25 protein-coding genes are annotated in these 21,966 nt (G+C 61.1%); 6 read left to right on the top strand and 19 right to left on the bottom strand.

All coding sequences use genetic code 11. The annotated features are described in order from the left end of the window. Positions 1 to 746 precede the first annotated feature (746 nt). Entirely contained in the window at positions 747 to 917 is a 171-nt protein-coding gene (locus L0U81_RS29340) for a hypothetical protein (protein ID WP_233808925.1), read from the top strand. 293 nt (positions 918 to 1,210) lie between these two features. On the opposite strand, the gene L0U81_RS29335 is transcribed toward L0U81_RS29340, so the two are convergent. The 11 genes from L0U81_RS29335 to L0U81_RS29285 all read right to left on the bottom strand — a co-directional run bounded on the left by L0U81_RS29335 (position 1,211) and on the right by L0U81_RS29285 (position 8,410). Beyond that, positions 1,211 to 2,461, bottom strand: a complete 1,251-nt coding sequence (locus tag L0U81_RS29335) for an IS256 family transposase (RefSeq protein WP_233799570.1) — start codon at positions 2,459 to 2,461, stop codon at positions 1,211 to 1,213. Next, positions 2,377 to 2,787, bottom strand: a complete 411-nt coding sequence (locus tag L0U81_RS29330) for a helix-turn-helix domain-containing protein (protein ID WP_233808917.1) — start codon at positions 2,785 to 2,787, stop codon at positions 2,377 to 2,379. The genes L0U81_RS29335 and L0U81_RS29330 overlap by 85 nt, the downstream gene beginning before the upstream one ends. Before the next feature lie 401 nt (positions 2,788 to 3,188). Continuing rightward, the gene (locus tag L0U81_RS29325) at positions 3,189 to 3,590 is read right to left on the bottom strand and encodes a hypothetical protein (RefSeq protein WP_233808915.1); all 402 of its coding nucleotides are present in this window, start codon (positions 3,588 to 3,590) and stop codon (positions 3,189 to 3,191) included. 319 nt (positions 3,591 to 3,909) lie between these two features. Next, positions 3,910 to 4,215: an AbrB/MazE/SpoVT family DNA-binding domain-containing protein gene (locus tag L0U81_RS29320; RefSeq protein ID WP_233810039.1), complete on the bottom strand. Its 306-nt coding sequence runs from the start codon at positions 4,213 to 4,215 to the stop codon at positions 3,910 to 3,912. A gap of 24 nt (positions 4,216 to 4,239) precedes the next feature. Then, on the bottom strand, positions 4,240 to 4,476 hold the full coding sequence (locus tag L0U81_RS29315; protein WP_233808913.1) for a hypothetical protein: 237 nt from the start codon (positions 4,474 to 4,476) through the stop codon (positions 4,240 to 4,242). A gap of 217 nt (positions 4,477 to 4,693) precedes the next feature. Beyond that, positions 4,694 to 4,969 carry an antitoxin Xre/MbcA/ParS toxin-binding domain-containing protein gene (locus L0U81_RS29310; protein WP_233808911.1) on the bottom strand — a complete coding sequence of 92 codons (276 nt, stop codon included), beginning with the start codon at positions 4,967 to 4,969 and terminating at the stop codon, positions 4,694 to 4,696. Positions 4,970 to 5,138: 169 nt separating this feature from the next. Next, positions 5,139 to 5,924: a metallophosphoesterase gene (locus L0U81_RS29305; protein ID WP_233808909.1), complete on the bottom strand. Its 786-nt coding sequence runs from the start codon at positions 5,922 to 5,924 to the stop codon at positions 5,139 to 5,141. An 81-nt stretch (positions 5,925 to 6,005) separates the two neighbouring features. Then, positions 6,006 to 6,347, bottom strand: coding sequence for a hypothetical protein (locus tag L0U81_RS29300; protein ID WP_233808901.1), 342 nt, complete (start codon positions 6,345 to 6,347; stop codon positions 6,006 to 6,008). A 252-nt stretch (positions 6,348 to 6,599) separates the two neighbouring features. Continuing rightward, a complete protein-coding gene (locus L0U81_RS29295; RefSeq protein WP_233808899.1) occupies positions 6,600 to 7,118 on the bottom strand; it encodes a 3'-5' exoribonuclease in 519 nt (172 codons plus the stop codon). A 224-nt stretch (positions 7,119 to 7,342) separates the two neighbouring features. Next, positions 7,343 to 7,921, bottom strand: a complete 579-nt coding sequence (locus L0U81_RS29290; protein ID WP_233808897.1) for an HAD domain-containing protein — start codon at positions 7,919 to 7,921, stop codon at positions 7,343 to 7,345. 12 nt (positions 7,922 to 7,933) lie between these two features. After that, positions 7,934 to 8,410 carry a hypothetical protein gene (locus L0U81_RS29285; protein ID WP_233808895.1) on the bottom strand — a complete coding sequence of 159 codons (477 nt, stop codon included), beginning with the start codon at positions 8,408 to 8,410 and terminating at the stop codon, positions 7,934 to 7,936. A 400-nt stretch (positions 8,411 to 8,810) separates the two neighbouring features. On the opposite strand from L0U81_RS29285, the gene L0U81_RS29280 reads away from it, so the two are divergent. Further along, the gene (locus L0U81_RS29280) at positions 8,811 to 9,176 is read left to right on the top strand and encodes a helix-turn-helix domain-containing protein (RefSeq protein WP_233808893.1); all 366 of its coding nucleotides are present in this window, start codon (positions 8,811 to 8,813) and stop codon (positions 9,174 to 9,176) included. Positions 9,177 to 10,244: 1,068 nt separating this feature from the next. Beyond that, a complete protein-coding gene (locus tag L0U81_RS29275) occupies positions 10,245 to 10,499 on the top strand; it encodes a hypothetical protein (RefSeq protein WP_233808891.1) in 255 nt (84 codons plus the stop codon). Between the two features lie 14 nt (positions 10,500 to 10,513). Here L0U81_RS29275 and L0U81_RS33870 read toward each other — a convergent pair whose 3' ends face one another. Both L0U81_RS33870 and L0U81_RS29270 read right to left on the bottom strand, forming a co-directional pair. After that, positions 10,514 to 10,801: a transposase gene (locus L0U81_RS33870; RefSeq protein ID WP_442793467.1), complete on the bottom strand. Its 288-nt coding sequence runs from the start codon at positions 10,799 to 10,801 to the stop codon at positions 10,514 to 10,516. Positions 10,802 to 10,804: 3 nt separating this feature from the next. After that, complete coding sequence (locus L0U81_RS29270) at positions 10,805 to 11,011, bottom strand: hypothetical protein (RefSeq protein WP_233808889.1); 207 nt, start codon at positions 11,009 to 11,011, stop codon at positions 10,805 to 10,807. 251 nt (positions 11,012 to 11,262) lie between these two features. On the opposite strand from L0U81_RS29270, the gene L0U81_RS29265 reads away from it, so the two are divergent. Further along, positions 11,263 to 12,075, top strand: coding sequence for an IclR family transcriptional regulator (locus L0U81_RS29265; protein WP_233808887.1), 813 nt, complete (start codon positions 11,263 to 11,265; stop codon positions 12,073 to 12,075). Positions 12,076 to 12,167: 92 nt separating this feature from the next. Here L0U81_RS29265 and L0U81_RS29260 read toward each other — a convergent pair whose 3' ends face one another. The 3 genes from L0U81_RS29260 to L0U81_RS29250 form a co-directional block, all read right to left on the bottom strand. Then, positions 12,168 to 13,343, bottom strand: a complete 1,176-nt coding sequence (locus tag L0U81_RS29260; protein ID WP_233808885.1) for an acetyl-CoA C-acyltransferase — start codon at positions 13,341 to 13,343, stop codon at positions 12,168 to 12,170. A gap of 47 nt (positions 13,344 to 13,390) precedes the next feature. Continuing rightward, positions 13,391 to 15,406 carry a 3-hydroxyacyl-CoA dehydrogenase NAD-binding domain-containing protein gene (locus L0U81_RS29255; protein ID WP_233808883.1) on the bottom strand — a complete coding sequence of 672 codons (2,016 nt, stop codon included), beginning with the start codon at positions 15,404 to 15,406 and terminating at the stop codon, positions 13,391 to 13,393. 137 nt (positions 15,407 to 15,543) lie between these two features. Beyond that, complete coding sequence (locus L0U81_RS29250; RefSeq protein ID WP_233808881.1) at positions 15,544 to 16,092, bottom strand: MarR family winged helix-turn-helix transcriptional regulator; 549 nt, start codon at positions 16,090 to 16,092, stop codon at positions 15,544 to 15,546. A gap of 197 nt (positions 16,093 to 16,289) precedes the next feature. Here L0U81_RS29250 and L0U81_RS29245 point away from each other — a divergent pair, with 197 nt between their 5' ends. After that, positions 16,290 to 16,745: a PaaI family thioesterase gene (locus L0U81_RS29245; RefSeq protein ID WP_233808879.1), complete on the top strand. Its 456-nt coding sequence runs from the start codon at positions 16,290 to 16,292 to the stop codon at positions 16,743 to 16,745. 27 nt (positions 16,746 to 16,772) lie between these two features. Then, complete coding sequence (locus tag L0U81_RS29240) at positions 16,773 to 18,020, top strand: lactonase family protein (protein WP_233808877.1); 1,248 nt, start codon at positions 16,773 to 16,775, stop codon at positions 18,018 to 18,020. A 278-nt stretch (positions 18,021 to 18,298) separates the two neighbouring features. On the opposite strand, the gene L0U81_RS29235 is transcribed toward L0U81_RS29240, so the two are convergent. The 3 genes from L0U81_RS29235 to L0U81_RS29225 form a co-directional block, all read right to left on the bottom strand. Beyond that, positions 18,299 to 19,837: an MDR family MFS transporter gene (locus L0U81_RS29235; RefSeq protein WP_233808875.1), complete on the bottom strand. Its 1,539-nt coding sequence runs from the start codon at positions 19,835 to 19,837 to the stop codon at positions 18,299 to 18,301. 15 nt (positions 19,838 to 19,852) lie between these two features. After that, on the bottom strand, positions 19,853 to 20,272 hold the full coding sequence (locus tag L0U81_RS29230; protein WP_233808873.1) for an acyl-CoA thioesterase: 420 nt from the start codon (positions 20,270 to 20,272) through the stop codon (positions 19,853 to 19,855). Positions 20,273 to 20,443: 171 nt separating this feature from the next. Next, the gene (locus L0U81_RS29225; RefSeq protein WP_233808871.1) at positions 20,444 to 21,964 is read right to left on the bottom strand and encodes an FAS1-like dehydratase domain-containing protein; all 1,521 of its coding nucleotides are present in this window, start codon (positions 21,962 to 21,964) and stop codon (positions 20,444 to 20,446) included. Between the last annotated feature and the right edge of the window lie 2 nt (positions 21,965 to 21,966).

The following is a 21,966-nucleotide window of genomic DNA, read 5'->3' as shown; positions in this document are numbered from 1 at the left end:
TGGGACGAGTCATCGCAGGCCACGTCCAACGGCCAGTTGGTGTTCGTCACGGAATTCCTGCGCGCGTCGGGCGTGTTTGACGAATGGGTGCGTGCCTGCCCGCTCGAATACCGCAGCGGCAACGCGCCCGGCAAGCGTGATGTACTGGGCACCTTGGCGCACGAAGCTCCCCCGTGGGCGACACGACATCGGACGGATCAACGATTTACTGCGGCGGTGCTGCGGTGGCCCGTCGTTACGCGACGATGTGGCCGGCAGCCAGCTCGTTTTCGGGGTAGGCGATCCACTCCACCGGGTTGAAGCCGGCGGCAATAATCTGAGTATGCAAGGCTTGCGGCACTGTGCAGACGGCCGCAGCGGATTGAACATAACACCTGATGTCTCACGAACACGACATCCACCGGGAGTCGCGCTTGGATCGACAACCGGTTCATCGAATGTGTACGGCCTGATCCTTCGTGAGCATGAACGGGAGAGAACACAAGTCGGCACCCTCCAGATACTCCGACCGCGCAGCGTGCGGCCGCTTTGGAGCACGTCGGTGACGTTCGCAGAAACTATCTGAGGGGCGGGAATGGGTCGAGAGGGTGAGTTCGCTGATGCAGGAAGCTGCCGTCCCGCTGCTCGATGCCGCCACCGTCGGCAATCCGCCACATTACTGATGTAGAACCCTGTCCGTTCCAATGTCGGCATTGGCCGAAAAGCGGCAGGCGACCGGCGTAGACGTATGTCCGTTGGACTTTGCGATGCGTGATAACACCCCGATCGTTGATGCCGACGGCAGGGTTGAGCAGAACGAAATGTTCGACAACTTCGCCCGGCTCCCGGAGGCCGAATCGCTCAAAGCCGAACACCGCGCTGTCAATCGACAGAGGAAGGCGCAGTTCTGTGATCTTCTTCGCTGCCGTTTTTGTTGATGTCTTCTTCGTGGCTATACGACTCCTTGGAGAATGCGCGATTGTTATTGAGGCTTTTTGTTTGACTTGGCAGATGGCTTTGCCGGTTTGGTGTCCGGCTGCGTCGCTGTCGCAAGCAGGCACCGGGCTGCATTGAGCCGGACCGGAGAGATGGGCGGCTTACTCTGGCCGCTTTCGGTCTGCTCTGCCGCGGCCAGCAGTCGTCGGGCAGCGTTGAGCTTGACTGCGGGGCTGGTGGCGCGTACGCGTGTCAGGGGGTGTCAGAATTTCCGTGTTCAAGGCGGGGTTGAGATTCACACGGATGGCCGAACGAATCGATCGGCGTAAAGGATAGCGAATTGGTTCATGGCTGTCTTCCAGTCCTGAGCGGCACGGCCCCAATCGGCGGTGATGTTGCGCAGCGCCAGCCAGATGAGTTTCGTTGCCGCATCGTCGCTCGGGAAGTGTCCCCGGGTCTTGATGATCTTGCGTAACTGGGAGTTGATGTTCTCGATGGCGTTCGTTGTGTAAATCACCTTGCGTACGGCCGGTGGAAACGCAAAGAACGGAATTACGCGATCCCAGGCGTTGCGCCACGCGGCACTGACAGGCGGAAATTTCTGACCCCATGGCCCTTGGGCAAATGCATCCAGTTCGGCCTGAGCCGCTTCCGCGCTTGGAGCGGTATAGATCGGGCGAATCGCGGCGGCCAGCGATTTGCGGTCTTTCCAGCTTGCGTAATCCAGGCTGTTGCGGATCAGATGGACGATGCAGGTTTGCAGCGTCGTGGCCGGAAACACGGCTGCCAGCGCTTCGGGCATGCCCTTAAGGCCGTCGGTCACGGCGATCAGGATGTCGTTGACGCCGCGAGTCTTGAGATCGTTGAACACCTTCATCCAGAACTTGGCGCCCTCGGTGTTCTCGATCCACAGACCCAGGATGTCGCGTGTGCCGTCGGGCAGAATGCCCAGCGCCAGATAGACGGCCTTGTTGCGCACGACGGCGTCTTCACGGATCTTGACGCGCAACGCATCGAAGAACACGACCGGGTACATCGGGTCAAGCGGCCGGGCCTGCCAGGCGGTGACTTCGCTCATCACCTCGTCGGTCACCGAGCTGATGAACTCGGGCGACACCTCGGTGCCGTATTGTTCCAGCACGAAGCCCTGAATCTCGCGTACGGTCATGCCCCGCGCATACATGGCGATGATCTTGTCGTCGAAGCCCGTAAAGCGTCGTTCGTGTTTGGGAATCAACAGCGGTTCGAAGCTGCCGTGGCGATCGCGAGGCACCTCGATGCGGATCGGGCCGTCTTCAGTCAGGACCGTTTTGGCACCCGTGCCGTTGCGCTGGTTGGTGACGGCGGCAGGCCTGGCAGCGCCAGACGGATAGCCCAGATGGTGGTTCAACTCGGCGCCCAGCGCCCGCTCGATCAAGGCCTTCTTGAGGGCCAGCGTCGCGGTATTGATGGCATCGGCCGTCATCGGGCCATTGCCGAACTGCTCAAGCAGTTCGGCGGGAATCGTCGGCAGGTCTGCCGGCGGGGCTTTCGGTTTGCGAGGCATATATTCTCCTGGGGAGCATCATATGCCTTGAACACGAAATTACTGACAGCCCCGCGTGTCATCACGCGGCTGGTCAACGTCAGCGGATTGACCGTCGCAACCGGAGCCACGGTGTCCAGCCACGACTCCCGACCGAGCGCGCGCACGACACTGAGCAGAGTCTTGACGGTCGAACCTTGCCCTGCCTCGATGTTGCGCAAGGCGCGCACACTCACTCCAGCGCGCGCCGCCAGCGTCTTCTGGTCCAGGTTCTTGTTAAGCCGGAGTCGCTTGAGCTTTTCGCCCAGGTCGATTCCCAGCTCGTCGAGCGTCTGGCTGGTGACCATCAAAAATTCTCCCGCCGCATAAGCGCCCCTATAATGCCGCCAAACAAGAAAAACCGTACACAAGCGCCCCTTTCTTGCCTCTACTGCAACTCCGCACTTCACGCATATCAAAATTCACAAGAGGCACATTTGGGGCGATTGATGTCATAAATCACCATTGCTCACTTATCCCATCATTGTCGGTACGCAGACACCCACTGAAACTTCCCGTCGTGATAACTGCCGCCTATCGCCTGCATCGCGCTGAATCCTGAACCGCGACCATGTATGCGCCGAGTCACCGGCGGCTTCTGGGGTGTCGCCGTTGCGCGCCCCCTGCGACAGGTCGTCTTCTCCAGAGCGCGCCGCCATGAATGAAATCCAGGAGCATGTAAGCGACTGCAGCCGGATGGCGCCACCCGTCAGACGTGCTCGTGATCAGGACACCGGGTCCTGATCCAGCCGTTGCGCAGGACCCTGCCGCGATTGCCGCACACCTCACATACGCGACCGCTCATATATTCGGCCAGTTCAATCATGCCCTCCTGCTCATCGTTGTGCCCCGCCGCCGCAAAGCGGAGTCCCCCGAATTTCTCTTTCATCTGTCTCGCAACGACCTGAGGCGCACCGTTTTTCGTCGCGTACTGCAACATTGCGCAGAGGGCGTCGATCAGGTCGTACCAACCATCGCCACACTCGAAGCCCCATGCCTCGAATGCCGACGGCAACGGAGGCACGTCCGGAGAGTCCGGATCGTCGATCGGCGGCGCCGTGAAAATCATCGGATAGTCGGCTCGGAGCCTGGCACTAAGCTCGGGACTCATGTCGGTCTTCTCCGTCGTTCAGCATCTGTATGTTGGTGCACGGTCCGGCCTGGATTTGACCGGCACGCACTTGAACAGGCCAGCAGTTCCCTGCGCAACCGGAATAGCGGCATTGCATGGCCAGGCGGATCACCCAGGTGCGGCAGGACCATTTCGCGGACGAATTTGCTACCCCGCGCACGCTCGAAGTCCGCGCATTCGCCGTAGAACTCGCATTCACGCTCCCCGACGATTGCACGGCTGATGAGCTCGCAGGCCTCGAACGACCTGAACCCCGTATCGAGGAAATAGAGCGCGCGCCCAGTCGCCACGCTCAGGGTCATGGGCGCGCTTTCCTGCGCGGAACCGACGCCGCACGCGCGCGTATCAGGGAACGCCGGCGTTCGCCCCAGGCACCCTGCCCGGCAATCGCCGCATTCATGTCCTCAATCGATACCGGCCTGGCCGGTTTGCAGACGATCCCCCTGAGCCCGGCCACCGGGCACGTGACCGGCACGACCTCATACCGGCCCGTTTCCTCACTGAGAAGAAATGCGATCCTGTCGCCCGCCAGCAATCCGAGGCGGATTCGTACGGGCGCCGGGATCGTGATCCTCCCCTTCGAACCCACCGTTGCGGATGTGATCCGGCCTTCCTGAATGCCCAAGACCTACTCCCTTTTCAACACGGGCGCCAGCAGGCCCAGTTGCCTGGCCGTCGCGGTCGGCAGGCGCAGCAACACCGTGTTCGGGGCTGCAACCATACTGCCAATCATCGTCACATCGACCTGGATGCCCTCGATCTCCAGATAGACGACGTCCTCGGTCTCGAACGCTTCCCTGTAAAGGTGCCATGCGGGCAGTTCGCCTTCCTTCTCCTGATAACGGACCGATGATTTGGTGCTCATGGTTCCCGCCCACCGGTGAGACACCTGGCCGCCCCAGCGCGGTGGTCTGGCGACTGCTGGAACAGCGGCACATCGATGTCATGGGACTCACTCTCCGTTGCGAACGCAACGTTGATCTCACCAGTGGACGGTGAAAGCGATGCCGCCACCGATGTCCGCATCCGCATCCGCATCCGCAACCTGCCACCTGTTACCGGGTACGGGTCTCGTCCGCGCCTCATGAGCACCGGCCATAACGCAGGTGATGCAGGCTGAGCATGACCTCCTCGCGCTGGCCCTGCGCCAGCAGCTCGAGCGCGCTCCGTCCGTCGAGATCGGCGGTGCGGCTGACAAGCCAGGCGGCCGCTCCCTCTTCCTTTCCGAACGTCTGAATGAGCCTATTGACTATTGCCGGATCGGCCACGCGGAGCGCTTCCATCGCCCGACGGCCTGCGTAATCCAGAGCTGCATGGAGCCTCGCCGCTTCTCCGGCCAGTATTTCAATCCCGATCATGATATCTCTCCGGTTGGTTGCGACTGGCGTGCCACGCAGGCAGGTCGCCGAGCCCCGCCTCGGGACCGGACTACACGGCGCCCCAGCTGGTCGAGGAAGCGCGGGTGCAGAACGACGAAGGGCACTTTGCCTGATCAGTCAGGCGTGCGCATTCCAGCTGCGCGGCGGATCAGATCTCAATCACCAGCGCCGGATCGAACGCCGGGTTTTCCCAGCGCAGGTCGCCGGGTGCCCCCGCGCCCAACCGATTCAGTGCATAGCCACGCGGATTGGCAATCACGCGCGAACTGCCAACGCGGTAATCGAACGAATCATGCACATGGCCATGAACCCACAGATCGGCCGATCCGAGCAGAGGTCGCAGATCACTCACAAACGCTGCGTTGCCCGGGTCGTCCAGGTAGCGCGGGTGTACCGACGGAGGCGCCACACCGTGATGACTCACCACGACCGTCCGGCCTTCGAAGGGTAGTGCCAGCTGTTCCTGCAGCCAGGCCAGCGCCTTCTCATGTTCGGCCAGCGCGTGCTCCGGCCGGAACCTTCCCCCTTCCGTGGTGCGGATCGCACTATGGTCATGCATCACGCGACCGGCCAGCTTCATGCTCTCCTCGCGGGTGCCGTTGAGCCCATAGTCTGTCCACAGGCAGCACCCCAGGAACCGCACGTTGCCCAGGATAAACACATCGCGCTCGAGGTACCGGACCGCCGTGCCGGCCGCGCGCGTGCGGATGTTACCGGCCAGTGCACCGTACTCCATGCCATACGCTTCGTGATTGCCGTGCACGTAGATGACCGGCACCGGCCAGTGCCCGAACAGGTCGACCGCAGTCGCGCCCGATGCGATGTCACCCGCGAGGACCAGCACGTCCGCACGGGACGGCGCGACCGGGTTATAGCCGGGAAAACTCCGCTGCAGCATTTCGAGATGCAGGTCGGACGCGATCTGCAGACGCATTCAGGAATCCCTTGATAGTTAGGATGACGGCCCTGCCGGCACACCCGCTGCATGCCTGCGGGGCGTCCGCCAGCCTGAGACTCAGGCACAGGCAGCACGGGCCTGTGGCTCCGGGACCAGCCTCACGGCCAGTTCCAGCCTCGAACGCGGCAGCAGCTGGGAAGGCGTGCAGGGCTTGAGTTCACCGGTGTCGTTGGCGTACCAGAAGCACGACGCGTCATCCGGCTGACCGACTTCCCGCCACAGCCCCGTGACCCGGCACAGCCGGGCGGTCTCCATCCCGACGCGGTCAAGCACGTAGACGGCAAGGGTGCCGGGTCCGAATTCGTCGGCGACGTCGCGCAGGGCCTGGGGGCCGGCTACCAGCCAGCCGTCCGGCGCATCGGGCGCGTCGGTGTCCGACCGGATCACCCAGAAGTTCACAGTCCCGCCGGTCCAGGCAACATACCGCCATGCCTGATATGGCTCCGCCAGAGGCCGTCGGGTGGAATCGGCCCACCCTCTACTTGTCACTAACATTGAAAAATTCCTCTCTACTGCCGGCAGGTGCGTCGGGACCCCGGTGGCCAGACATGCGGCCACATGAGGGATGGCGGTTCCGGGCGTATCAGCCTCGATAACCACACGCCACCGCCCATCGCGCACCCGTGGATGCGACGCAGCCACATCCCGTGTTCAGCCGGTACAGGCATACGCACTGGCCCGCGCGTCATTCAGTGCATGGTGCTCGCCGCCATGACGCGCGTAGTAGGCGGCACTCTTCGCCCGATCGCAGATGGGCGCGATGTTCCTGAGCCGCCAGCCGCGCGGCAGCGGACCGTCCAGCAGGAACCGGAACAGGTTCAGGTCCGTCCCGTAGTCATAACAGAGCACCGGCGCCCCATCGCCCGGGATGCCCGCGAGCCATTCGCGCAATGCCTCGCGCAGCCCGGCGAACGGCATCGCGCGCCCCTCGAACTGGCCGAGTTGCGGCAGGACCACGGCACGGACAAAGTCGCTGCACAGTGTCAGATCGAAGTCGGTGCGCTCGCCGTAGAACTCGTTCCCGTTCTCGCCGACGACAGCGAGACTGATCAGCTCGCAGTGCTGGAAATCGGTGAACTCGGTGTCGATGAAGTAGCGGTTGTCCCAGCTGGGAGCAGCCACGGTCGGGATGGGGTACACCAGCGCGCCGTGAAAGCGGGGATCGGTCATGGCCGCGCGCGCCTGTTCGCGTGACCGGGACGCACCGGTCCATCGCCATGACTGGTCCGTTCGACATCCAGCATCTGTTCACTCCTGCTTGATTGAACCGGCCCGGACCGCCCGCACGGTGTATCGTCGGGCGGCAGCGCCGCCAGTGTCCGGTGTTTTCCCATGTCCTTTTCCTGTGCCACCCGTCGGCGGCGATCGCCCGCCCGCCGTGATAAGGCGGATTATCACGGCGAGTCCTCTTCCGACCGGTGCAGCGCGGCGAGCCGCGCCTGCAGGTCCGCCAGCACCGCCGGCGCGCTGAGGCCCAGCACCGGATCGGTGCGCACCAGATGGCTCCGGCACACCGCCGGCCAGCCTGCGTCATCATCGTCGAGCGCGAGCCACGCCTCGGGCTGACGCCGGCACACGTCGCCCCAGACCTGCACGCCACGCGGCACGGACCGGAACCACTCCGGATCCATCCGGCCGTGGAAGGTCGCGCCGACCACGCGGCGGCGCAGGTCCGGCGGCAGACGGCGCGCGACCTTGCGGACGCTGCCGAACACCAGGACCCAGTTCGTGGACAGCACGATGCGCAGCGCGGGATACGCCTCGAGACAGCGCGCGAGCAGCGCCGCGTGTTCAAACACCTCATGCCCTGGCGGACTCGCGACATACGGCCCGGTGCCCGGACGGCGCCACACCTCCTCCGGATGCAGCACCCCGTCGAAATCCAGATACAGCACGAGGCCGCCCCGCCAGCGCGGCAGACTGTCCGTCTCCGGGATGGCCCTGCCCGGCACCAGGTGCGGATACGCGTCCACGGCCAGTCAGACTCAGCAGTCGGCCGGTGCGGCTCGCTTCTTCGCCCGCCAGAGCCGCCGGCCGCGCGCCGGGCGCTCTGCCAGCGAAACCGGCACGGAGAAGGTGCGCCCGGCCGTCGTCGTGTAGCGGGTCACCGTCACCAGCCGCTCGCCCCCGCTGTACTGTTCGGCCTCGGTGCCCCCCACCCGGATCTCGCCCAGTGGATCGAGTGTCCACTGGTCAACCTCCCTCGCCCGTCGCGTACTCAGCACGGCGGCGCCGCGCAGCACGACCTCCCCGCCGACGAACTGCTCGAGGTACGGCGCCGTGGCGAACAGGTCGAGCATGATGATGCTCGGGACGACCCGCGAGCGGGCCGGCGACACCCGCAGCATCAGCACGTCCCGCGGACTCAGCTGCTCGATTGCCGCCCACACGGAGGCACCCTCGGCGTGGGGCAGGAGCATTTCCCACGGCGCCAAACGGTTCTTTTCACTTGTCACAAACATACAGCCAGCTACCTCAAACGCTTTCAGAACTAACGGACTACTCGCCAACCTGTGCTCTTCGCGGCAAACCTCGACGGTAACGAACCCACAGACAGACGAGCCGCGAAACTCATCCCGGCTTATCCACTCGCCAGCGCGCCCACGCAAGCCATTGCGTAGGAATCAGTTGAGCGCACCCGGGACGGCACGACCAAACTTCGACTGGACCACAGAGTTGGATCCGACACAGGACCGCTTGCTGCGAGGGTGTCTGCACCCCGCCTGAAATCGGCCCGCGCCCAAACACCGTTATGCAGGCAATTTCAACATCAGATGTTGCCAATCAACATTTTGTGATGTTACCAGAAGCAACGCCTAAGTAGACGATTCGTGTCGAGTCCCAACATGAGGTGATGCCCCGGTGGCAACGATCGAAGAAGAAAAGTTTGCCCGTAGACTGGGTCGCGCATTGGCCTCGGCCAGGACCGAAGCTGGCCTGACGCAGGAGCAGGTCGCCGCCGAATTGGGCGTGTTTTCGGAGACCATTAGTCGATTTGAGCGAGGCGCCAACTGGCCAACGCTGCCTCGTCTGATTGCCCTCGCAAATCTCTACGCGGTTCCCCTCACGAAGCTGATAGGACCAAGTTCTCCGAGGGCTCTTGATGCCGCAACTACCCTGAATGAACATTTGGCAAGGCTTGGTGAAGAGGACCTTGCCTGGGTAACCGGTGTTGTGACGGAACTCTGCGAGCGACTGTCCAAACCAGCCGGACGACGGAGACATTGAATCGGGCCATCGCCCGTTTGCCGATGCCGCGTAGTGCCGCGGAATGCGAGTCAATGGTGGCTGCTGATTAATGACCGTCGTGCAACCACCTGACTAGATTTTCAACCTGATACGGAGGAAAAAGAACGGAAGGAGTTAGTGAAGAGTGACCGTTGTACGCGAAACCATATTTAGTCGACGACGACAGGTATAAAGAATGGGCCGGAAACAGTAGAGCCAAGCGTAGCAAAACAGCGCCTGACGAGATCCGAGTCAAGTCCGCGCCTTTGCCGTGCGGCTGCTGGGTACGCTGTCAGGGACGATGAACTCAATCGATACCGATCTGGTGCAGGCTGGCATCATGGAAGTCACGCCGACGTGTTGAAACCTATCGCCAACAGATCCGCGCACTATAGAGTTGAATAGTCGAATGTCAGCGTGTAATCGGCGAGGGAAGGGGTACCCGCTAAGCAAGGCGCACCCCACCGTCATCGTCGAGGCACACATCGCGGGGCATGATGCCATCATGCGCCGAGAACCGCTGGAGTCAAGCAGTCGTGGAAAACTGAACTGGTAGCGCTGCGCGCGGCTACCGCAGTTGCTCTTCTAGCGCGGCCAGGTGACCCGCCAATGCTTCCGAGCGGTCGAGATCACTCCAACTGCGGAGGAGCCCGCGAGCAATCGACGTCCGGAGCCGAGACCCCTCATATTGGACGGGATTCAAGACTGGTGGCTTCACGGGCAGCAACATCGGTGCTGACAAACAAGGCTGGAGGTCGCATGTCCGTCCACCGGCGTCGAGAGGGCATGTCCCCGCTGTCACCATGAACGCTCTGATCTGCGCGGCCTGCAGGTCTCGCACCCGCGGCGAAACATAGAAGTGGTCCGCCATCACCTGGCTCGCATGTCCTAGCTGAGCTGCCAGCATCCTTTGGGCTTCGCGCCTGTCTATATCCATTTCGCCCCCCTCCGTCCGAAGTCGAACTTGGGTTCATACTGCCGCAGACAACCTGCCTGGTGGCTTCGACAGTTAGCCTAGGCTGCGCGCACCAAATATGCAAACTTGCGTCGGAGTATGAGCGGATCACCATGCTGCTGTCCGGCGCACAAATGCGTCGTCGCGCTCCTTTCATGCAAGTGCCGCCTCCGAACCCCTTCTTCGAGCGGGATCTCGTCTTCGAGAAAGAATGGTTCGTAAGGCTCGGATTCACACGCAAACCGGATAGCTCCGACCGGCTTCAAGCGCTCGTACACATCGTGACACAACGCGACATCAAACCCAGTCTTGCTGCCGATTCGATCGCACAGATTGAGCGTTTTCTGGATGTATCTATGGCTACCTAGATAGATCCCGTTCGCTACACCGCGTCACCTCCGGCAGGCGTATTCGACGCGGCGAGAATCTCGAAGATTTTGTCCATCCGTCCGCTGCGTTTCAATTGGACCCACCGCCTATATGCTGTCTGCGATGGCCCGAACTCAGCTGGCAGCCGACGCCACTTCTCATCATTGGCAATGGCCCAAATGATCGCATTGAAGACAATGCGTGGGTCGCACGACGGACGTCCACCACGACCCACTCTTTTTCTCTCAACCAGATGCCGGATCGCGTGCCACTGGTCGTTGGTAATAGGACACTGAACCAAAGATCAATCTCCGGATAACAAGCCGTCGCGACCGTGGTCGGTTCGCTTACTCAAGCCCTTGGCGGCAAGGCATTCCTCGCACCTGTCGTTATCTTGAAAAACGAACAAAGTTTCGCCTTGCGCGCGCAACGCGATCGCTGTGCGGGCCCAGTCCAGTACGCAGGCCAGAATCTTTTCGGTCAAGTGTTGGGCATCGGCGGGACGGTCCATCGAAGCATCTCCCTTGAGGAAGCTCCCAGCTCAGAGGACAATCGCTCCCCTTGAAATCTGTACCGATATATGGTACACATGCACTATATTGTGGTCGAAGAAATGGTAGTGGGTCACGACAATGACGCACATCAGGTCGAACCCCAACGGACGTGAGTGACCGATTTGGCTGTGTATGGATTTGATAAGGGTTGCGCCACGCCGCAGCCCCTCTGGCAAACTGCCGACAACTACTTAATCAAAGGATCAAAGTGAGCACGTCTCCTTCAGACGAACTGCGACAAAACGGGACCGACGTTCCGTCTAATGACCGCTCGGGCGTTCAGGTGATCGCACGTGCAGCATCGGTGCTCCGGGCGTTGAAAGAGCACCCCGATGGATTGTCCCTTGGCGAACTTGCGAAGCTGCTTTCACTGCCGCGGTCGACTGTCCAGCGTATCGTTGATGCACTGCATGCAGAGAACCTCGTCATCGCAGCATCGCTCTCACGAGGCGTTCGTCTAGGACCAGCGCTATTGCCGTTGGCTGCTGCTGCCCGTTTCGTCATCGTCGACCTGGCGCGTCCCACGCTTCAGCAAATTGCGAGGGAATGCGGAGAGACCGTTGATCTATCGCTACTCGACGGCGATAAGGTTGTCTTTGTCGACCAGGTGCGCGGTGTTCATCGACTAAGAGCTGAGTCCGAGATAGGCATTTCTTTTCCCCTGCACTCGAATGCTCCGGGGAAGGCCATGCTCGCCTGTATGAGCGAAGACGACCTAGCCCGACTGAAGCCGACTTTGCACTTGACAAGACTTACGTCCAAAACCATCACTGAGTGGCCTCAACTCGAGGATGCGCTCGCCGAGATCCGGGTCACAGGACTGAGCAGCGACCTGGAAGAAAACGGTGATGGCGTATGCGCATTGGCTGTTCCACTGCGATTGCCCAACAATGAGCTGGCTGCAATTTCCGTCCCGGTCCCGACGCAGCGTTTTGCCGCTCTCCGGCCTCAACTGGAGACACTACTGCTCGAACAGTGCGAGAGGCTCCAGCAAAGGCTCGGGGGCGCGCGATCAGCGTAGGTCCTAGTCAATGGCGGGCGCATCGTCGCAGGGTCGGCTGTGCAACATGGCCGAGGCGCATGTCCCTGCTGCCGGTCGCACCGCCCCTCCGACTACAACACCTCGAGCAGAGCCGCGGCACCTTGACCGCCGCCGATGCACATCGTCGCGACCACCCACCGTGCGCCGCGTCGTCGCCCCTCGAGCAGCAGATGCCCAACGACCCGTCCGCCCGTGGCGCCATATGGATGACCAAGCGCGATCGCACCGCCGTTGACATTCAGCCTCTCATCGGCGATGCGGAGACGGTCACGACACAGAAGAACCTGTACGGCGAAGGCTTCGTTCAGCTCCCACAAATCAATGTCTTCGACATTGAGCCCATGGCGCTGCAACAGCTTCGGCACGGCGTAGATTGGTCCCAGACCCATCTCGTCGGGCTCGCAACCAGCCACCGCGAAGCCGTGGAAGCGACCCAACGGTGTCGCTCCGCAACGACTTGCCAGGCTTTCCTCCATTAGCACGCACGCCGAGGCGCCATCGGAAATCTGGCTGGCATTACCGCCCGTGACGGAGCCGCCCTGCATGGCGGTGCGTATCGTGGCGAGGCCTTCGAGCGACGTGTCAGCGCGGATGCCCTCATCGGCACCGACGAGGACAGCCTCAGTTCGCAGATCGCCATTGCGATCGGCGCGCGCGGTTAGCACCTCAATGGGTTCGATCTCGTCGTCAAAGCGTCCTGCCTCCTGTGCTGCAGCCGCACGCTGCTGGCTGGACAGTCCCAGAATATCCTGCTGCTCTCGCGTCACGCCGTAGCGCGAAGCCAGTACTTCTGCGGTCCTAAGCATCGGCCAGTACAACGTCGGCCGCTCGCGAGCGAGCCACGTCTCCTGCGCCATGTGCTGGTTCATCTCGTTCTGCACGCACGAGATCGATTCCGAGCCGCCAGCCACCAGCACTTCGCACTCACCGGTCTGAATGCGTTGCGCCGCGAGCGCAATGGCCTGCAGGCCGCTGGAGCAAAATCGATTGACGGTTACTCCCGACACCGTTACCGGCAGCCCGGCCCGTAGAGCGCTCTGACGCGCGATATTGCCGCCGTTGGCGCCTTCCGGATTGGCGCAGCCGAGCATCACGTCCTCGATGCGATCGGGCTCGACGCCGGCCCGGGCCACTGCGGCGCGGATGACGTGTCCGCCCATCGTGGCTCCGTGAGTCATATTGAAGGCGCCCCGCCAGGACTTGGCGAATGGCGTGCGAGCGGTCGAGACAATGAGGGCATTCTTCATAGTGGGTGGTCGTTCAGCATTGAGTTCTACGGCACGCAAAAGACTGATTAGGCATGCCAACGTCCGTCATCCTGCGCGCACTGTTGAAGCAGGGGCGCAGGCAGGAAGCGGTCGTCGCCAGTCTCGCTGGCTAGCGCTTCGAGTTGCTGGCACGCGCGGCCCAGCCCCAGTTCGGTGGCGGCAAACATGGGACCGCCGAGCAGGCGCGAAAACCCATAGCCAAGGAGAAAGGCCACGTCGATGTCCGAGGCCCTCTGCGCCACCCCCTCCTTCAGCACCCGCGCACCCTCATTGACCATCGCAAAAAGGCAGCGCTGCGCGATGGCTGAAGCAGACGGCTTCTTCGCGATCTCTGACGGCAACAACGTATCGATGGCAGGATCGGGCATCGCGCGGCGCCCGTCCGCCGAGTAGCGATACCAACCTTTGCCGGTCTTCTGGCCCAGACGTCCTTCGATCACGAGGCGATCCTGGATCGCCTCGCCCGCCGTGGGGGGGCGGTGGGCGCGGGCCCTCGTGAGCACATCGTGACCAATCAGGTCCATCGTGCGGAAAGGGCCCATCCGCCACCCCTCTGCCTCGAGAGCGGCATCGACGTCGGCTGGCCGCACGCCCTCGGCTGCTAGCGCAAGGGCCTGTGTCACCAGCACGTCGAAGATGCGGTTGCCGATGAAGCCCGGGGACACACGCGACACGATAGCGACCTTACGCATCCGCCGGGCCAGCTCCAGTGCGGTAGCAAGCACCTGAGGCGAAGTACGTGCGCCACGTACGATCTCGAGCAGGCGCATCACGGGTGCCGGGCCAAAGAAGTGCAGGCCCAGCACATCGGCGGGCCGTTCGGTTGCCGCAGCGATCGCATCCACATCCAATGTGGACGTGTTGGTCGCAAGAATGGCGCCGGCCTTCACCGTCCGATCAAGGCGGGCGAAGAGCTCGGATTTGGCGTCCAGTTGTTCGACGATGGCTTCGATCACCAGATCGGCGCTGGCAAGGTCCTCCAGGCGCTCGACAGCTTCGACGTTGCCACCGGTCTCAGCCTGCGCCGACAACGCGGCGGCCGCGCGCGCCGCGGCGTCGGGCTTTTCATCGAACAGCTTGACGGGAATGCCTGCGCGCGCCAGACAGTGCGCAATGCCGGTACCCATGAATCCGGCGCCGACGACGGCAGCGGATAGTACGGCACGGGGCGAGGTACCCGCCGGCAGATCTTCGATGCGCGGCGCGCGCCGCTCGGCGAAGAACGCATGACGGATTGCGCGCGCGGCGGGGCTGCCTACCAGTGGACGAAACATCTCGAATTCGCGCGCCATGCCTTCGATGGCAGAGCAAGCCAGGCTCATCTCGATCGCATCGATTGCCAGCAGCATCGACGGCACGAAGTCGCGCCTCACCCGGGCTTGCGAGCGGGCGAACTGGAGAAAAGCATCAGGCTGCGGATGCGAGACCACCCGTTCGCTTAAGTGGAGCCGGGTCACGGCGCCCGAGGCCAGGCTGCTGGCTAGGCTATGTGCCGCCGAGATGAGTTCGCTGGCTGGCACCAAACCATCGAGCAAAGCGGTGCCATCGAAAGTTGCTGCACGCTCCAGGCGCCCGGAGACGATCAGGGACGTTGCTCGCTCAAGACCGATGGCACGAGGCAGCAGTTGCGTGCCGCCAGCTCCCGGCATCAGTCCCAGAGTCGTTTCGGGTAGGCCCAGAAGGCAGTCGGCTGCAGCCACACGGGCGTGACACCACAATGCCAACTCAAAGCCTCCGCCGATTGCGCGGCCCTCGAGCGCCGCGACTACCGGCTTGCGCATCGCTGCGATGTAGGGCAGCACATCACCATGAAACGACGGCGTATCGAATGCCCGCCCTTCGGTGAACTCCTGCAGATCGGCGCCGGCGCTAAAGAGGCCTCCCGCACCGTGAATGACGACGCCGCGAATGGCGTCATCGGTCTCTGCACGTTGCAGTCCACGCCAAAGCGCTGCGCGCAGCGGAGTCGCAATTGCATTAACCGGTGGGTGGGACAGTGTGAGGACAAGAATGCCCCCGTCGAGGTGTTCAGATACGCTCATAGCGGATTGGGCTGCGGATCGCCGACGCGATTGACAACCTTGGTTGACAAGATGAGCGGATACTGGACCCTTCAGATTATTTTGTCAACCTAGGTTGACCATAAGCCGGTCCTGAATAACCCTGATAGTCATCGGCGTTAGCCCGCGCGCTGCTCTGCCTCGGACCAGGGCATCGACAGAATGCGCTTCAAGGCCTCGAGGTTGTCCGCGCCGATCTGCAAGGCCAGCTCAAGCTCGATGCGCTCGAAATCCTGAGCAGCCTGCTCCGACATGGCCCACCCCTTCTGCGAAAACCGCAGGAGTTTCACTCGGCCATCGACTTCGCTGTCCACAAACTCGACCAGACCGAGTCTCTCCGCTTCCAAGGCTAGTTTATGTACCGCCTGTCGACTGATCGACATACGTCGGGCAAGATCGGACAAACCAAGAGGACGCCCACCAAGATGTGCGAAGAGACGGTTCAGCGCGATGGTGACGTGGCCGTAACCATTGCGTTCGGCGCGCTCCATGACGCGCGCCTCCATCCAGTCGGAACGTGCCAGGAGCCAGTGCCGAAGCAGCGATTTGTGAGTAGGAGTCATCGCGCGATTGTAATCCAACCACGATTGACGTTCACCTATCCAGCGGCAGACCAAAACCGAGGCTTTATTTCCTGAGCAATTCCATTTCGTTAACTCGGTTGACATTACGATTCATTGACGCCATCATCGGATATCTCTTGCGGGTCCGCCTTGTGTCCAGCCCCGAACCGATTCAGCCGCCGGCCGGAATCCCTGCGACGTTGGGCGCTGTGACGGGCAACGGTAAATGGTCCACCGACACACGACGCCCGGAATGACGCACATAGCTCCCGCTTCCGGCAGCCATCACAGATCGAAAGACCATGGACACGAAAGCAGCACTGAACACCGATGTCGCCGCAATACATGCGGCAATGCGCGAGGAGGCATCAGGCGCTTCTCTGCACGGCAACCCAATGGCCGTAACGCTAGGCGCGAAGATCGTGGAAGCGCGAGCCGATTTCGTGGCGCTGGAGTTTGAGCCGTCGCACCACCTGCTGCAGGGCGCCGGCGTATTGCAAGGGGGCGCGGTCACCGCAATGCTCGACTTTGCGATGGCGTTCGCAACATTGACAGGCATGCCGACCGATGGCACCTGCGGGACGGTAAGCCTTAACGTATCGTTTCTACGGCCTGCCGAAGCCGGCCACTACCGGGCCGAGGGGCGTGTGGATCGTCGCAGCAAAACCATGGCCTTCACGAATGCCCGACTGTGGGTCGAGGGGTCGGAGGCACTCGTCGCGACGGCCACGTCTGTTCTCGCTGTGCGAGCGCGTTGATCCAGCATGATTCAACAAGGGAACATCATGGAAAAGAAAAAGGTCTTTGCCTATGTCGGAACATGGCCAGCGCTCCTACGCGGTTCGATTCCAGGATTTCGGGCGACTCAGCAAACCGATGCGGTAGAAAAAACAGGGATTTTCGGATTTCACGTCGACCTCGAAACAGGCGATTGGACGCCAGCAAGCACCTTCTTCACGTCTTCGATGACAAGTGAAATATGCTTCAGCCACGACGGCAGATTTCTCTATGCCAATGATGAAGATAGAAACAGGAATGGCGTCTTGCACGCAGGCGGCGGCATACTTGCTTTTTCCATCAATCGCGAGAATGGTGAGCTCGAGCTCCTGAACGAGCAGTCGAGTATGGGAACCTCGCCAACCTACGTTGACACAGACACAACCGGTCGCTTCGCGTTTCTTGCAAACTTGGGAAATCCGCATGATAAGTTCGTCAAGGTCATCCGGACTCGAGATGGTAGCTTTGCGATGATCACCGAGGAAGAAGAGGGCTCCCTTGCGATGTTCAGCATTCGGCAGGACGGAACGCTGACGTCGGCTATCGAACTTGCGGGTGCTGGAAGTATCAATCCCGAATCACCCCGGGCAGGGTTCTCACACTATCACTGCGTCAAGGTGGACCCTTCGAACCGGTTTGTACTCGCCTGCGACACGAACGACAAAATTCACGTTTTCAAAATCGATCACAAAAACGGGAAGCTGGTTCCGTCGGAGTGCCCATTTTTTGAAACGCGCGCCAGAAGCGGCCCGAGGACTCTGCTTTTTCACCCGTCCAGACCGTGGTTTTTTGTGAATAACCAGAACAACTCAACCGTCTATTCGTTCTCATTCGACAGCGGGAATGGCGCAATCGAGGAGTTGGACTGGGCGTCTGCGGTCGTCAACAACGAGGATGCCGCAAAGAGCTGGACTTCCGACATGGCGATCTCGCCAGACGGCAATCACTTATACGTTTCCAACAGGTCGCTACGAAAGCTCATGCCGCATGCCGGCTGTCCGCCTGATACTATCGCGATCTTCAAGATAGATCAGCAGACAGGCAAGCTGACACTCAAGGCCGTGACTCCCGTCGAGGCAAATCATCCAAGAGGCGTTGCATTCGCTCCTGGCGGCAAGTTTCTTTATGTGGCGGGTATGGATGCTAATGCGGTCTATCGCTACACCGTGGACCCTGATAGCGGTACGCTGAGTGACGCTGCAGTCGTCGCCAACATGCCTGTTCCGTCAAGCGTTAGATTCCTGACCGTAGACTAATGACCGACCTCGGGTGGGGCACCGTGCATGTGACGTTGCCCTGACCACCAACGAGATCGTGAGAATTGCAGGGCACGGACGTGCTGACGCACGAACCCTCGCTTCGCCAGGCGTCAGCGCTCTAGTCGTTCATGTAGGGGAAGAAAGCAAGCTAGGGCTTGCTGGCGAGCGGCGCGGCCGCAACTAGTCGCACTCTCGAGCATTCCCGAGTCTCGTCAGGAACCTCTACCGCGGTCAGCCCGGCATGGCGCACAGCCACGACTGCTGGTGCAAATGCCTCATCCCTGTTCGGACGACTCACCGCCGTCGGTGGTCAAAACAGCAAGCTCAGCACGACGCCTCGCCAGACTCAGCACGAGCAGGAGTCCAGTGAACATGATGATACCGCCCGAAACCAGGCTCGCAGCGATAGCCACGCGATAAGCCTCCACTACCTCTGCACGCACTGTTGCCGGGAGTTGCGAGATCGCCGCCAGACCGTGGCCGAGAATATCGTCGCCACTTACTGCGGTTGTCAATTCGCTCAATTGGCGGTTGAGCGAAAAATTCATGATTGCTCCGGACACCGCAACACCCAGGGCGGCGCCAAGCGATCGAACGAACGCCATCGATGCGGTTGCCGCGCCAAGCACCTGCTCCGGCACGGCGTTTTGCACGATCACTGTTGCGTTAGGCATGCCGATGCCCATTCCCGCTCCCAACACGGCGACCGCGACCAGAAATCCTGTCGCTCCTGCGCCCATATGCGCCAGCGCCGCGAGCAGCGCGAGCCCCATCGTTTCCAGTGACAGTGCCACACACAGGATTATCACGGTACGTCGTGCACCTACCGAAAATCGGCCGCCCAACACCGACGTAAGGAGCATGGCGATGACCTGCGGCAATATCATCGTGCCCGACTGCGCCGGGGTTTGCCCAAGCACGAGTTGGTAGTAAAGCGGCATGAACACAAGCGAGCCCATCATCGCGAATGCCATGATGCCCGACGCGGCAACGCACGTCGCGTAGGGAACGATCCGGAACAGACGCAGATCGATGACAGGTTCGGCAGCCCGAAGCTCGACGACATAGAGCAGAGCAAAGCTTGCGATCGTCACGACGGCCATCAGGACAGGAATCAGCAAATGAGACGACAGACCCACGGCTTTCGCGTTGGTCAGCAACAGCAGTACGGTCGAGCCAAAGCAGATCAACGCCGTACCCGCGTAGTCAATTGAATGAGAACTCCTCTTAGACGCGTTCGGTAAGTACCGCATCACGAGCCAAAGCGAACACGCGCCGACCGGCAGATTGATATAGAAATTCCAGCGCCACGACGCATGCTCCGTGATCAAGCCACCGAGCACCGGGCCCACTGCACTGCAGACTGCAAACGTTCCCGTGAACAGGCCCTGGTAGCGTCCTCTGTCGCGCGGTGAAACGATGCTACCGATCACCGTCTGCGACAAGGTAATCAGTCCCCCCGCTCCGAGCCCCTGCAGAGCGCGACAGACGATCAGGGCACCCATCGAGCCAGCCATGCCGCACAGCGCGGATGCCAGCAGAAAGATCCCAATGCTCAGCACGAACAACGGCTTTCGTCCGTACATATCGGAGAACTTTCCGTACAGGGGCGCACTCACGGTCGACGTCAGCATGAACGCCGTAACGACCCAAGTCAGATGGCTCAGTCCGTCAAGATCCGCAGCAATCACTGGCAGTGCGGTCGCAACGATACTCTGGTCGAGCGCAGCGAGGATCATGGCCAGTATGAGGCCGATGAACACGCGTTGTCGCTGCGGTGCAGGAAGCTCTAGCGCGCTGGACGGTATTGTCATCACAGGCTCCAAAGCTCAGGAGCACAGAGCCAGAATGTCCGCCGGGATCGGAATCGTGCGCAATCGACCCGGGATATCGGCACGCCTCACGCAGAAGGCACGAAGTTCCATTCCTTCACAAATGATGTCGCTGCCCCGCTTGACCACGTGACATTGCCGGAACGTGCGCTCGTTCCACTCGTCAAGTTCGGTGTGAATCTCCAGCTCCTCTCCATACGTGGCGGGCAGCAGGAACCGCGTTTGAATCTCCAGCAGCGGTGTCCCGACGATGCCTCGCTCCGCCTCGAGCTCACGCCAGGGTGGTACGCCGCACGCGCGAAAAAACGCAAGCGAGGCCTGGTCCATCCAGCGCGAGAAATTGGGAAAGAACACTATTCCCGCCGGATCGCAGTCACCAAAGGTGACCTCGACACGATGAATCGTAACCCTGCTCATTTTTCTGCCCCTGTATCCTTCATCACAAATGCAGCACCTTGGCCCAAATACATGACGCGGTGACCGCTCGGCTGCAGTCACCGCGTCAACGGCTCGAATTACCGATTTAGCTGGCCTTCACGAGAGCTACCCGTACATCCAGGGTAGCTCTCTCGCATCGAGATCCGCGTCTCAGATCTTCTCCAGTGCTTCGGTCCGGAAACCGAGAGGCACTCGCGTGTCGATTCCAGTTACGTCTTCATCCAGCTGGACGAGCACGTAGCCCTCCGGTGAATCGACGACCTGATAGATGGTGCCTGTACGGTTCGCGAGCTTGTAGCCCCCGGGCATCGGCCAACCCGGGCGATCCATGATCCTGATCCTGTCGCCCGCCAGCAACTGGGCCTCAACGTTTTGACCGTGAGAACCGGAATCGTACTCATACGGGCCAGTCAACGCCGCCGCCTTGAACTTCGGCGGCTCGTTCTTCGAGAAGATCTTTTCCCTGGAAAAAAGGCTGACCGTTGCAGGCCCGACATTGCTGATGAAGCCGCGATTGGATTCCATCCACACATCGACATCGACGAGGTATTCGCCGTTCTCAACATACTTCCGCGTGACGCGACCACGGCCAAAAATCGTGTCTCCCATCGGAGTGTTGGCCAGCTTGGTCCAGGTCAGCCTTCTCACGAAGCCGTCGTCACCGGCCCAGTTGGTGACCAGGCGCGAGAAGAAATGGAGGATCGGCGGCCCCAGCAAGGTGGTGGAATAGGAACTGACGAGTTGCGCCATGTTGTCCAGCAGATGGAGCTCGATATCCTGGTGCGGAATGTTGGTGCGAGGATCCACAAGGACAGTATCAGCGCCAATGGTGCGCAAATCGTTCATCGTGACGGAGCCCGCACCGAAGCCCTGCATCGCGACAACCGTGTCCCATGCTGTGAGCGGACCCATGACGATGGAAGGAAGCTCCTCACCGACCTGCACATCCTCCCAATAGCGGATTTCGCCGCCTCGACGCTGCTCATGTGCGTAAAGGCGATCGATCGTCTCGATCTCCTCTTTCGTATAGCTTAGCTCCTTCGTGTAGGACATCGGCTTGTCGTCGCCCTTCTCGCCCTCATTCTTCTCCATCACGAAGTGCATGTAGGCGCCCGCCTCCTTTTTCGGCGGATACAGCGTATAGAAGTGAGTGTCTGTATTCGAGCAAACGACCTCATCGCGCTGATTAATGTAGCTGACCACACGGACGAGTTTGAACTGGCGCAATGAATTCTCGCCCGACTTCGTGACGTCAATGATCTTCGTGGGGCCGAGCCAGATCTTGAACGAGTCACCAGGGCGGATGGGCTGATAGAAATCGCCTTGCTGGATCATCAGCACGCGCTCACTGCGGACAATTCCGTCTTCCGGGGGCATTGTCAGGAAGCAGATTCGCCCACCGTGCAAAATGGCGTGATAGTAAAACGGCGGAGCGATGATACCGCCCCAGCGGGTATTTCTCGCATATTGCTCGTCGCGATAGAGCGGGTTCTTGAAATCCGCCGCGGTCGCCATGTGGTGGATCAATTCCTTTGATGCCACACGATGTCCTGGGAAGGCGAACTCTGCCGAAGGCATTTCTCCCACCCAACCCGTCAACTCAGCGGATTTCTTTTCGAACTCCGCGATCATTCTCTCTTCGGCTTTTGAATAGACACCTTTCACTGCCACAG

The organism is Paraburkholderia sp. HP33-1 (genome assembly GCF_021390595.1).
In the GTDB taxonomy this organism is placed as follows: Bacteria; Pseudomonadota; Gammaproteobacteria; order Burkholderiales; family Burkholderiaceae; genus Paraburkholderia.
Note: the sequence above shows the minus strand (reverse complement) of the source record. Positions and strands in the feature narration are given on the sequence as shown.

Bases quoted from the DNA above. Each gene is read 5' to 3' on its own strand.
- L0U81_RS29340 (WP_233808925.1), top strand. From the start codon at position 747: ATGCGTGATAACACCCCGATCGTTGATGCCGACGGCAGGGTTGAGCAG.
- L0U81_RS29335 (WP_233799570.1), bottom strand. From the start codon at position 2,461: ATGCCTCGCAAACCGAAAGCCCCGCCGGCAGACCTGCCGACGATTCCC.
- L0U81_RS29330 (WP_233808917.1), bottom strand. From the start codon at position 2,787: ATGGTCACCAGCCAGACGCTCGACGAGCTGGGAATCGACCTGGGCGAA.
- L0U81_RS29325 (WP_233808915.1), bottom strand. From the start codon at position 3,590: ATGAGTCCCGAGCTTAGTGCCAGGCTCCGAGCCGACTATCCGATGATT.
- L0U81_RS29315 (WP_233808913.1), bottom strand. From the start codon at position 4,476: ATGAGCACCAAATCATCGGTCCGTTATCAGGAGAAGGAAGGCGAACTG.
- L0U81_RS29310 (WP_233808911.1), bottom strand. From the start codon at position 4,969: ATGATCGGGATTGAAATACTGGCCGGAGAAGCGGCGAGGCTCCATGCA.
- L0U81_RS29305 (WP_233808909.1), bottom strand. From the start codon at position 5,924: ATGCGTCTGCAGATCGCGTCCGACCTGCATCTCGAAATGCTGCAGCGG.
- L0U81_RS29295 (WP_233808899.1), bottom strand. From the start codon at position 7,118: ATGACCGATCCCCGCTTTCACGGCGCGCTGGTGTACCCCATCCCGACC.
- L0U81_RS29285 (WP_233808895.1), bottom strand. From the start codon at position 8,410: ATGTTTGTGACAAGTGAAAAGAACCGTTTGGCGCCGTGGGAAATGCTC.
- L0U81_RS29275 (WP_233808891.1), top strand. From the start codon at position 10,245: ATGCTGCTGTCCGGCGCACAAATGCGTCGTCGCGCTCCTTTCATGCAA.
- L0U81_RS29270 (WP_233808889.1), bottom strand. From the start codon at position 11,011: ATGGACCGTCCCGCCGATGCCCAACACTTGACCGAAAAGATTCTGGCC.
- L0U81_RS29260 (WP_233808885.1), bottom strand. From the start codon at position 13,343: ATGAAGAATGCCCTCATTGTCTCGACCGCTCGCACGCCATTCGCCAAG.
- L0U81_RS29255 (WP_233808883.1), bottom strand. From the start codon at position 15,406: ATGAGCGTATCTGAACACCTCGACGGGGGCATTCTTGTCCTCACACTG.
- L0U81_RS29250 (WP_233808881.1), bottom strand. From the start codon at position 16,092: ATGTCAACCGAGTTAACGAAATGGAATTGCTCAGGAAATAAAGCCTCG.
- L0U81_RS29245 (WP_233808879.1), top strand. From the start codon at position 16,290: ATGGACACGAAAGCAGCACTGAACACCGATGTCGCCGCAATACATGCG.
- L0U81_RS29240 (WP_233808877.1), top strand. From the start codon at position 16,773: ATGGAAAAGAAAAAGGTCTTTGCCTATGTCGGAACATGGCCAGCGCTC.
- L0U81_RS29235 (WP_233808875.1), bottom strand. From the start codon at position 19,837: ATGACAATACCGTCCAGCGCGCTAGAGCTTCCTGCACCGCAGCGACAA.
- L0U81_RS29230 (WP_233808873.1), bottom strand. From the start codon at position 20,272: ATGAGCAGGGTTACGATTCATCGTGTCGAGGTCACCTTTGGTGACTGC.